We start from the raw sequence: 10,547 nt of genomic DNA, 5'->3' as shown, positions 1-10,547 counted from the left end.
GTGGGCCGCGCCGCGATCAGCGCATGCGCCGGGTCCGCCAGGGCGGGCCGACGGGACGCGCCCACACCGCTGACCTGCACTGGAACTTCCCGGGCGGGCGCATCGAGGGAGTCCTTCACGAACAGTCGACCGCGGGAGGTGAATACGATCCGCTCACCGGACACGGCCGGGTCGCGCAGGTACCCGTCGGCGCTGTCGATGTCGGTGTGGCGGCGCAGATCGGTCCCATCCAGCGCGATGGACCACAGATTCCCGGAGGCACGATCGGTCAGGGAGGCGCCTTCGCCCGGGGTGTCGGAGGCGAACACGAGACGGTCGCCGATGAACGCGAGGCGGGTCTTCGAGGCGAGCAGGTCGTCGCGCAGCGGCTCCCACGTGCGCTGCGCGTGCTCGGACAGCGAGGCATCGAGTGGGACGTCCTCCCGGGAGACCCACAGGCGCGCCGCGGTGCCGCCCTGGTAGTGCTTCCAGTGCGCCGGCTCCTTCCGCCACGGCGTCACCACCACCGTCACGCCGGAGGAGTGCCGCACCATCTCACCGGCGCGGCCGAACGGCAGCAGGTCGGCGCCGCCGTCGAGGTCGAGGGCCCACAGCTGCGCGTCGCGCTGCGTGTTCGGGGCGCGGTGACCAGTGGTGACGAGGATCCGGCCGTCCTCCAGCCACCCGGCGACTCGAGTGCTGCGGTTGCCCCAATAGGTGAGGCGGCGGGCGTCGGCGGAGCCGTCGGTGGAGACCACATGCACCTCGGGGGCGCCGGTGGCGCTGGAGGTGAAGGCGACATGGGCGCCGTCGGGGGAGATGCGGGGGTAGGAGACGGGCACGCCGTCGTCGGTGAGGCGCCGCGCATGCGGGGCCGGCCCCTCCGTGGTGGGGAGGTCAGCGGCCCAGATGTCGTCGGCGGCGCAGAAGACCACCAGGTCATCGTGCAGATCCGGATGGCGGAGGTAGGCCGACGGGGCAGCGCCCCCATCGGTTCGAACAGCAGTCGTCGAAGCAGGAGGCGTGATCGTCATGAGAGCCATTCTAGACACGGGTGTGATCTGGCGCGCAAGCCTTGATGCTGCTGAAGGCGAGCCAGAGAGGTGCGACATCCCGCAGGAGCCGAGGTGGGGATCGCGACAGTGGTACCGGATTGATGCCATGTTGTCATGGCCATGACTCTTCGACTCTCCCCCGATGACGATCGACTGCTTGCCGAGCTTGCGCGCGCCGAGGGGCTCGGCAAACAGGAGACGGTCGCCCGTGCGATTCGCGAGGCGGCTGAGCGTCGCGCCCATCGTGAACAGGTGCGCCGACTGTCCTCATCGGGCCGGGCTCGTTATGCCGAGCTGCTGGACCGGCTGGGTCAATGACACAGTTCTTGGACCTTGTGGACCTCTTGGGCCTCTTCGATGATCTTGATGGTGGGCCAATCAGGGACCTGGGACTCCTCGAAGCTGCTGCCGTACGTCCCACCGCGACTCTGTGGGGCAATGATGCATACCCAACGGAGATGGAAAAGGCCGCAGCACTGCTGGAGTCACTCGTTTGCCATCGACCATTGGTCGATGGCAACAGGAGGCTTGGGTTCCTTGCTGTTCATGTTTTCCTCGGACTCAACGGGTGGGACCTCGTCGCCCCAGATGATGACGCGTATGACCTGGTCATTGGGGTTGCCGAAGGCAGGCTTGGCATGAGTGAAAGTGCTGAACTGCTGGCAACGTGGTGCGTTCGAGACGGCGCCGAGGGCCATCGTCGTTGATCGAGCAGTTCGTACCAGTTTCTGCATTCAACTCCACCTCCGGCTTCGCGCCTCACATCGCGTGCCTGCTCAGTGAGACCATGGGGGCATGGTCCTCCCCATCCTCCTCGGCCTCGGCATCGGCCTGGTCGTCGGCGCGCTCGGGGCCGGCGGCGGCATCCTCTCCATTCCCGTGCTCGTCTACCTGCTCGCGCAGGACCCCCACACAGCGGCCGCGGAGTCCCTGGTCATCGTGGGTGTCACCGCGATCGTCGGCATCATCCACCATTGGCGGCGCGGCTCCGTCGCCGTCCGCGACGGCCTGATCTTCGGCGGCATCTCCCTCGTCGGCGCTGTCGCCGGGTCCCGCGCTTCCGCACTCGTCCCCGGGCAGATCCTGCTCATCCTGTTCTCCGCGCTGCTCATGCTCGTAGCGGTCGCGATGATCAGGCGCGGCCTGGAGACTCGCCGCAGCGAGAACCGCCGCGCAGCCCAGGCCCGCGCCCACGCTGCAGCCGAAGCCCGCGCCGATGCGGCAGGCGAATCCCGCGCTGAGACCAGTGCCGAGGCGGAGCAGAGGACCGAGGCGACGCTCTCACCCGTCGGCCGCCCCAAACTGCCCCTCCTCATCGCCGCCGCCACCCTCACCGGCCTCCTCACCGGGTTCTTCGGTGTGGGCGGCGGGTTCATCGTGGTGCCGATGCTCGTGATCGGGCTGCACCTGGACATGCGGCGCGCAGCCGGCACCAGCCTGCTGGTGATGATCATGTCCTCCGCGGTGTCCCTCATCGCCCGCATCGGGACCGACGTGCAGATCGACTGGCCGCTCGTGCTGCTGTTCCTCGCCGGCTCCATGACCGGCTCGCTCCTCGGCGGGCCGCTGTCGCAGAAGGCGCGCCCCTCCACCCTCACCCTGGTGTTCTCCGGGCTGCTCGCCGCCGTCGGCGTGTTCACCCTGGTGGAGACACTGGTGCTCTGAGGGCACCCGCCGCGGCGGCAGCGCTGAACGCGCTCGCCGACGGGGGCCGTTCGGCGTCAGTTCATGACGGGGGCGTCGCCGTCCATTCGCACGGGCTCCTTCTTATTGCCCGGCTGCCACGTGTAGGTCACCTGGTAGTTGCCCCGATCCGTCCGGTAGATCACGAGGATCGAACTGTTGGACATCCGCGTCACCGTCTGATGCCCCGGCTGCGCCTTGCCGGTGGTGACGCCGATGTACTTCCCCTTGTGGAACAGGAGGATCTGGCTGTACTTCTTGTCCGTGCTGATGACCTGCACCCAGGAGAGGTCCGACGCCGTGTCATACGTGATCCACGGCTGCATGTGGTCCTCGGCCCACGCCCCCGACGGCGGCGACTTCAGCTTCCGATACCCCTTCACCATCTCCGGCGGCAGGCCCTCGGGTGCGGTGACCGGCGCGTCGATGAAGTCACTGTCGGACTCGTTGAACTGGGAATGGTAGGGCCCGCCGTCCTCGGGCGCGCTGCTCGGCTGAGCCGGGGCCGGCTGCGCGGGGGCCGGCTGCGCGGGCTGGGTGGGCGCCGCCTGCTGAGGGCTGTCCGTGGTGGAGGACGGCGCCGGCTGGAACGGCTTCTTCGAGGCCGACGGGGACTCACTCGCCTCCGGGCTCGGCGACTCCGACTCGGTGGGGGAAGCGGAGGGCGACTCGCCGCCTCCGTCGGACGCGCCGGGGCTGTTCTCCGATCCCGCATACGCCGGGGACGACGACCCGCCGCCCGAATCGTCCTTGGCGTACGGCTCATCACCGCCGAACGACAGGCCGCAGCCCGACAGACCCAGAACAGCAGTGAGAGTGAGCGCCGGAACCAGGCCGGCGCGGTGCAAGCGCTTCATGGTCACAGAATATCCGCAGAACGGACACATCGGAACCGTCAGTGCCCGCCGAACGGCGCACCATGCATGACATGATCGGCGCATGGACCGCACCCCTGACACGCAGCCCCACCTGCTCGCCGGCCGCCCCCTCGCCGCCTGGGAGCGCGAACACCCCGTGATCAGCGAGATCGCCGCCGCTCGCCCCACGATCTGGCTGAACGAGCCCGCTCTCACCACACCGGCATCCGTCGGTCTGGCGAGCGTGGGCCTCACCCGCGCCGACATCGACGACGCCGACGCCCGCCTCCGCCGCTTCGCCCCCTACCTCGCCGCTGTCTTCCCCCAGACCGCCTCCTCCGCCGCCGACTGGGGCACCCCCGGCATCATCGAGTCTCCCCTCGCGGCCCTCCCCGGCACCAGCGCCGCGCTCGCGGACGGCCCCGTCGGCTCCCTCGACCTGTGGGGCAAACTCGACTCCCACCTCCCCATCTCCGGCTCCATCAAAGCCCGCGGCGGCATCTACGAAGTGCTCGTCCACGCCGAACAGCTCGCGCTCGCCCACGGCATCCTCACCTCCACCGACGACGACTACAGCATCCTCGCCGGCGACGACGCCCGCGCCCTGTTCGCTCGCCACCGCATCGCCGTGGGCTCCACCGGCAACCTCGGCCTGTCCATCGGCATCATGTCCGCCCAGCTCGGCTTCGCCGTCAGCGTCCATATGAGCGCCGACGCCCGCGCCTGGAAGAAGGACATGCTGCGCTCCCACGGCGTCGAAGTCGTCGAATACGACGCCGACTACTCCGTCGCGGTCGCCGAGGCCCGCGCCCAGGCCGCCGGCGACGACTCCCTCTACTTTGTGGACGACGAGAACTCCCGCTCCCTGTTCCTCGGCTACGCCGTCGCCGGCCGCCGCCTCGCCGCCCAGCTGCGCCGCGAAGGCCGGACACCGACGCAGGCCGAACCCCTCGTGGTGCACCTGCCGTGCGGTGTGGGCGGCGGCCCCGGCGGTGTCGCCTTCGGCCTGAAGACCGAATTCGGTGACGCGGTGCGCTGCATCTTCGTGGAGCCCGTCCAGTCCCCGTCGATGCTGCTCGGCGTCCTCACCGGCGCCCACGAGGAGATCTCGGTGCGGGACATCGGCCTCACCAACGTCACCGTCGCCGACGGCCTCGCCTGCGCCAGCCCCTCCGGGTTCGTCGGCGCCGCGGTGGAGAAGCTGGTGGACGCGTTCGTGACGGTCGGCGATGACGCCATGTTCCGCCGCCTCGCCCAGCTCTCCGAGGCCGACGGCATCCGGGTGGAGCCCAGTTCCGCGGCCGCCCTCGACTCCGCCGCCCGCATCGCCGCCGGGCGGGGAGCTGGCCTCAACCTCCCGACCGACGCGATGCACCTGGCGTGGCTGACCGGCGGCTCCATGGTGCCCGAGCAGGAGATGGATGCCTACGTGCAGCGGGGCCGGCGCGTAGCCGGCTGAGGCGCGGCAGGTCCGCGGCCGGCTGAGGTGCCGCGTTCCCCACTGATCCTGGCCGCGCGAGGATGCGCAGGAGTAGGTTCGAAGACGATGAAACCCCTCCTGCGCATCCTCAGCTTCACCCGTCGGCTCTGGCCGTTCTACCTGGCGATCCTCCTCACCAGCACCCTCGCCACCGTCGCGACCCTGCTGGTGCCGTTCCTCGTCGGTCACGCCACCGACATCGTCGCCGCCTCCGCCGCGAACGGCGGCCCCGCCGACGGCGCCATGTCCTCCATCATCTGGACCGCCGTGTGGATCCTCGTGGCGCTCACGGCGCAGGCGCTGCTGCACAACATCGGCGGCTGGTACGGCGACGTCATGGCCAACCGCATGCGCACCATCCTCTCGGTCCGCTACTACGAGAAGCTGCTGCACCTGCCGCAGTCCTGGTACGACAGCGAACTCACCGGCACCATCGTGGCGCGCCTGAACCGCTCCATCACCGAGATCTCGCAGTTCGCGAAGACCATGTCCAACATGTTCGCGACCATGCTGCTGACCACCGTCGCGGTGCTCGTCATCTCCGGCTGGTACGCGTGGCCGCTCGCCGTGCTGCTCGCCATCGTGTTCCCCGTGTACGTGTGGCTCACCGCCCTCACCTCCACGAAATGGCAGAAGCTCGAAGGGCAGAAGAACGAACAGATCGACATCGCCTCCGGCCGCTTCAGCGAAGTGGTGGGGCAGATCCGCGTGGTGAAGTCGTTCGTGCGTGAGAAGGGCGAACTGAACGCCTTCACCCGCCGCTTCATCACGACCGACGCCACCACTCGTGAACAGTCGAAGCACTGGCACACGATGGACATCCTGCGCCGCACCGCCCTCAACGTCGTGTTCTTCGCGATCTACGTGATCATCTTCGTGAACACCGTGCAGGGAGCGTTCACGGTCGGCGAGATGGTGCTGCTGATCCAGATGATGATGATGGCCCGCCAGCCCGTGGAGTCGATGAGCTACCTCATCGACATGGCCCAGCGCGCCATCGCCGGCTCCCGTGACTACTTCCGCGTCATGGACACCCCGATCGATGCCCGCTCCCCGATGCGGACCCTGCAGCAGTCACGCGATTCCGCGATCGCACCCGTGGCGGGGGCGCCGACGGTGGAGTTCGACTCCGTCCACTTCGCGTACGACGAAGGGGTCGATGTCCTCCAGGACATCTCCTTCAGCATCCATCATGGCGAGAAGGTGGCGTTCGTCGGCGAGTCCGGCGGCGGCAAATCCACCATCGTGAACCTCCTGCTCGGCCTCTACCAGGCCCGCTCGGGACGCATCTCGGTGGCGGGGCACGACGTGGCGGACCTGCAGGTGCAGGACCTGCGCGCCCGAGTCGGCGTGGTGTTCCAGGATGCGTCTCTGTTCTCCGGCACGATCCGCGAGAACATCGCCTACGGCCGGCCCGACGCCACCGATGACGAGATCCGCGCAGCCGCCCGCAAAGCCAACGCGGAGCGCTTCATCGAGAAGTTCGCCGACGGGTACGACACCGTGGTGGGGGAGCGCGGCCTGAAGCTGTCCGGCGGGCAGAAGCAGCGCATCGCCGTGGCCCGCGCCATCCTCAAGGACGCCCCCATCCTCGTTCTCGACGAAGCCACCAGCGCCCTCGACACCAAGAGCGAACGCGAAGTGCAGCGCGGTCTCGACGAACTGATGGCGGACCGCACCTCCCTGATCATCGCGCACCGCCTGTCCACCATCGCGAACGTGGACCGCATCGTCACCCTGAAGGACGGGCAGATCGACGAGATCGGCACCCCCGCGGAACTGGCCCGCTCCGGCGGCATCTACGCGGAGCTGCTGGCGATGCAGAACGCGGGCGCCCGCAAGCAGTTGGAGCGGTTCGGGATCACTGGATAGCCGGGGCGCCCCCAACCGACACATCAAGATATTGCAATAAAACAATATGTGTGTCAGGCTGGGCATATGAGCGAGATGGACCACCTCATCCGAACTGCGGAGCTGTTCAAGGTTCTGGGCAATGCGGCCAGAGTCGGTGTGCTTCTCACGCTGCGTGATGGGGAAATGCCGGTGGGGCGAATCGCGGAGGCGTCGAACTTGGCGCAGCCTGTGGTGTCGCAGCATCTCAAAGCGCTGAGAAGCGTGGGATTGGTGACCTGCTGCCGGCATGGCAAGGAAGTCCGCTACTCAATCGCGGATCAGCATGTGCTGCACGTGGTTGAAGATGCGCTCGCTCATACTGCTGAAAACCTTGCGGGTGCCCAGCATTGACTGTGCAGGCACTGCAGACCAGAAAACACCACTGACAGAGGAGCGGACATGTCCTGCGAAAAGCACCACACTAAGGAAGAGCACACTCACGGCGAGAACTGCGGTCACGAAGCAGTGCAGCACGGTGACCACGTGGACTACATCCACGATGGCCACAAGCACGCCGAGCACGGTGATCACTACTGCGAGCACTGATCGCTCCAGCAATGGCCCGCCCCATCGATCACGCACGTGGTTGATGGGGCGGGCGTTTTTATGATTCGAAGGCGTTTATGTTGTGGTGGCGCGGGACGCCAGCACTGTGGCGGTCGACGTGATCTGCACTTGCGGCGGGTACAGCCCCATCACGTGCATCGCCGCCGCGCCGTTCTCGGCGGTGGAAGCGGCGCAGGCGTCGGCGACCACGGTGATGCGGGCGCCAGCGTCGGCGGCGGGAAGGACGGTGGAGATCACGCAGCAGTCCGTGGACACTCCCGCCACCACGACCTCGGTGGCGTCACCCACAATGTCGCGCAGCTGCTGATGCCATTTGCCGAACGTCGGCTCATCCACCGTGGGGTGCGGGGACAGGTCTTCGAACCCCGGCAGCAGGTCGTACAGCGGGTCGTCGGCGGGGACGTCGGCGAACGGCCACGCCTCGAAGTAGTCACCCCACGAGGTGGAGCGGTTCGCGGTGGGCAGCCATCGCGTCACGACGACCCGCTCACCGAACGCGTCGGCGAGGCGAAGGATGTTGGGTTCGGCGTCGGCCCAGAACGGCGACTGCCAGTCACTGCCGTCCGCCGCGAAGATGACCTGCGGGTCCACGATCACGAGGAACGGCGAAGGCTCAGCCACGACGCCCCTCACCGCGGCCCAGCGCCCCCTCTTCCTGGCGGCGGATCGAGCCGCGCCGCAGCACCAGGGTCACCAGGAAGCTCAGCACGAGCGACAGCAGCACCCCGAGGTTGGAGTACGCCCAGTCGCCCTCCCAGAACCCGTCGGCCGCATTCCACCTGCCGAGGCCGAGCGGCTCCAGCAGGTAGCCCTGCCAGTTGTTCCACGAGGCCTCCCCGGCGAAGGAGTTCACCACGAGCCCCCAACCGACCAGCGACGCCACCGCCATCGTCCCAATCGAGGTCCAGTCGATCGAGCCGTAGCGGCCGCGCGCGTCGAACAGGGCCTGCTCGTCGTAGTCGGCGCGGCGGCTGAGGATGTCAGCGATGAGGATGCCTGCCCAGGAGGCGAGCGGCACACCGAGGGTGATGAGGAACGACTGGAACGGCGCGATGAAGCTCTGCGCGAAGAACACCACCCAGACGGTGCCGAGAGTGAGGATGATGCCGTCGATTGCGGCCGCCGCGGGGCGGGGGATGTTCACGCCGAGGGACAGCAGGGTGAGGCCCGAAGAGTAGATGCCCAGGACCGCGCCGGAGACGAGGGTCAGCACCGCCACGATCCAGAACGGGATCAGCGCCCACAGGGGGAGGAGAGTGGCGAGCGCCCCGATCGGGTCATCGCCCACCTGAGCGGCGAAGTCGGCGTCGGAGCCGGCGAGGAGGAGGCCGAACGTCACCAGGATGATGGGGGCTGCGGAGCCGCCGATGGTGTTCCAGGCGACGATCGCCCCGTCGGACGTGGATCGGCGCTGGTACCGCGACCAGTCCGCGGCGATGTTGATCCAGCCGAGCCCGAACCCGGTCATCACCATGACGAGCGCACCGACGGTCTGCTGAACCGTGCCGTTCTCCATCGACATCACGGCGCCGAGGTCGATGTGGGGGATCACGAGGATCATGAACAGGATGGTGAACGCGCCGGTCGCCCACGTCAGCATCGACTGCATCCGCATGATCGTGTGGTAGCCGAGCACGGACGCCCCCACGATGAGCGCCGCGATCGCGACCGCGGCGATCACGAGCACGGTGGTGCCGTGGGCGAGGCCGAGCAGTTCGAACACGGTGGCGGTGGCGAGCACGGCGGAGATCGCGAGCATGGTCTCCCAGCCGATGGAGGTCAGCCACGAGACGATGCCGGGCACCTTCTGCCCGTGCACCCCGAACGCTGCCCGGGACAGCACCATCGTGGGGACGGAGCCGCGCTTGCCGGCGATGGCGATGAGGCCGCACAGCAGGAACGAGACCACGATGCCGATGATGGAGACGATCACGGCCTGCACGAAGGAGATGCCGAAGCCGAGGGTCCACGCGCCGTAGGACATGCCGAACACGGAGACGTTGGCGGCGAACCACGGCCAGAAGAGCTGGTGGGGTGCGGCGGTGCGCTCCGATTCGGCGATGACGTCGATCCCGTTGCGTTCGACGAGGGTGCGGTCGGGGCCGACGGGTGCAGCGCCGACGGGTGCAGCGCCGGATGGTGGACGATGGGGTTCTGGGGCAGCAGTGCTCACAGGCGACACCTTGAGGAGTGAGGCCGCGGCGCGGAGATCGGAGAGCGCCGGGCGGGTGGGAACAGTGCCACCATCGTAGCCCCGGTCCGGGCAGGCACTGGGGCTGGTATGCGCCGGGGGTGGTGGGATGAATGCCGTCATGGCGCGCCCGAGTGGTGCCGCACTGGTCGCGGGCGGGTGGGGACCGGTCACGCCCTGTTGATCTCGTTCAGGTAACGGGAGCATGCTGGAGATGAGCGCCGTACAAGTGTCTTAACCCATCGGTAGGTGACCGCCGGCGCGCATGGGCCCCCGACCATCCCTCCACCAGAAAGGCTCTCCGATGACTGAGCGCGACTCGTCCACCACCTCTGCCCGGCGAGACTTCTCCCGCCGCCGCGCCCTCGCGGCCGGTGCGGCGTGGACGGTGCCCGCCGCTGCGGTGTCCGTTGCGGCGCCGGCGTACGCAGCCTCCAGCGGCACCTGCAACAGCGCCTCTGTGCAGAAGATCGACGCCGCCTTCCTGAAAGCCGAGCAGCAGTTCTTCTGCAACGGCAAGCCGATCTCACTCGACATCAACTTCTATCAGCCGCTCGGCGCTGGCAACGGATACGCCACTGATGTCTATGTGAACGTCACGAACGCCGATAGCTGCCCAGTGACGTTCTCGTCCACGCAACCGCTCAACCTCGGTGTGCGCCTGATGAGCTACAACGACCTGTCCGCCACCAAGGTCCGCACCGGGCGCGGTCTCACGAGCGTCGTCACCAGCTGGGGCACCCGCACTGTCAACGGTGGGGGAGGCATTGGGCCGCAGCCCACGAACGGCGCGGCGAACCAGGTGCATCACACGGTCAATTGGGCAGCGACCGGAAAGCTCA

The 10,547-nt window shown here is 68.1% G+C and carries 10 protein-coding genes and 2 pseudogenes; 8 read left to right on the top strand and 4 right to left on the bottom strand.

The annotated features are described in order from the left end of the window. Positions 1–1,013 (bottom strand): annotated as a pseudogene (locus FHX50_RS11870) (PD40 domain-containing protein); the annotation flags it as partial. Positions 1,014–1,148: 135 nt separating this feature from the next. On the opposite strand from FHX50_RS11870, the gene FHX50_RS11865 reads away from it, so the two are divergent. From FHX50_RS11865 to FHX50_RS11855, 3 genes are all read left to right on the top strand, one after another. Continuing rightward, positions 1,149–1,352: a ribbon-helix-helix protein, CopG family gene (locus FHX50_RS11865; protein WP_183377368.1), complete on the top strand. Its 204-nt coding sequence runs from the start codon at positions 1,149–1,151 to the stop codon at positions 1,350–1,352. Next, entirely contained in the window at positions 1,349–1,741 is a 393-nt protein-coding gene (locus FHX50_RS11860; RefSeq protein ID WP_183377367.1) for a type II toxin-antitoxin system death-on-curing family toxin, read from the top strand. Before FHX50_RS11865 ends, FHX50_RS11860 begins: the two co-directional genes overlap by 4 nt. An 88-nt stretch (positions 1,742–1,829) precedes the next feature. Continuing rightward, the gene (locus FHX50_RS11855; RefSeq protein ID WP_183377366.1) at positions 1,830–2,699 is read left to right on the top strand and encodes a sulfite exporter TauE/SafE family protein; all 870 of its coding nucleotides are present in this window, start codon (positions 1,830–1,832) and stop codon (positions 2,697–2,699) included. A gap of 56 nt (positions 2,700–2,755) precedes the next feature. Here FHX50_RS11855 and FHX50_RS11850 read toward each other — a convergent pair whose 3' ends face one another. After that, complete coding sequence (locus FHX50_RS11850; RefSeq protein ID WP_183377365.1) at positions 2,756–3,574, bottom strand: LppP/LprE family lipoprotein; 819 nt, start codon at positions 3,572–3,574, stop codon at positions 2,756–2,758. An 82-nt stretch (positions 3,575–3,656) separates the two neighbouring features. Between FHX50_RS11850 and dsdA the strand changes: the two genes are divergently transcribed. The 4 genes from dsdA to FHX50_RS11830 all read left to right on the top strand — a co-directional run bounded on the left by dsdA (position 3,657) and on the right by FHX50_RS11830 (position 7,493). Further along, complete coding sequence (gene dsdA, locus FHX50_RS11845) at positions 3,657–5,033, top strand: D-serine ammonia-lyase (protein ID WP_221187373.1); 1,377 nt, start codon at positions 3,657–3,659, stop codon at positions 5,031–5,033. Between the two features lie 87 nt (positions 5,034–5,120). Then, a complete protein-coding gene (locus tag FHX50_RS11840; RefSeq protein WP_183377232.1) occupies positions 5,121–6,926 on the top strand; it encodes an ABC transporter ATP-binding protein in 1,806 nt (601 codons plus the stop codon). 66 nt (positions 6,927–6,992) lie between these two features. Then, positions 6,993–7,298: an ArsR/SmtB family transcription factor gene (locus FHX50_RS11835; RefSeq protein WP_183377233.1), complete on the top strand. Its 306-nt coding sequence runs from the start codon at positions 6,993–6,995 to the stop codon at positions 7,296–7,298. A 48-nt stretch (positions 7,299–7,346) separates the two neighbouring features. Further along, positions 7,347–7,493 carry a zinc transporter permease gene (locus FHX50_RS11830; protein WP_183377234.1) on the top strand — a complete coding sequence of 49 codons (147 nt, stop codon included), beginning with the start codon at positions 7,347–7,349 and terminating at the stop codon, positions 7,491–7,493. Between the two features lie 75 nt (positions 7,494–7,568). Here the strand turns inward: FHX50_RS11830 and FHX50_RS11825 are convergent, their stop codons facing one another. Further along, complete coding sequence (locus FHX50_RS11825) at positions 7,569–8,135, bottom strand: cysteine hydrolase family protein (protein WP_343064099.1); 567 nt, start codon at positions 8,133–8,135, stop codon at positions 7,569–7,571. Then, complete coding sequence (locus FHX50_RS11820) at positions 8,128–9,585, bottom strand: purine-cytosine permease family protein (RefSeq protein WP_239376479.1); 1,458 nt, start codon at positions 9,583–9,585, stop codon at positions 8,128–8,130. Before FHX50_RS11820 ends, FHX50_RS11825 begins: the two co-directional genes overlap by 8 nt. A 424-nt stretch (positions 9,586–10,009) precedes the next feature. Between FHX50_RS11820 and FHX50_RS11815 the strand changes: the two are divergent. Next, positions 10,010–10,547 (top strand): annotated as a pseudogene (locus tag FHX50_RS11815) (hypothetical protein); the annotation flags it as partial.

The organism is Helcobacillus massiliensis, from assembly GCF_014191425.1.
Taxonomy (GTDB): Bacteria; Actinomycetota; Actinomycetes; order Actinomycetales; family Dermabacteraceae; genus Helcobacillus; species Helcobacillus massiliensis.
Note: the sequence above shows the minus strand (reverse complement) of the source record. Positions and strands in the feature narration are given on the sequence as shown.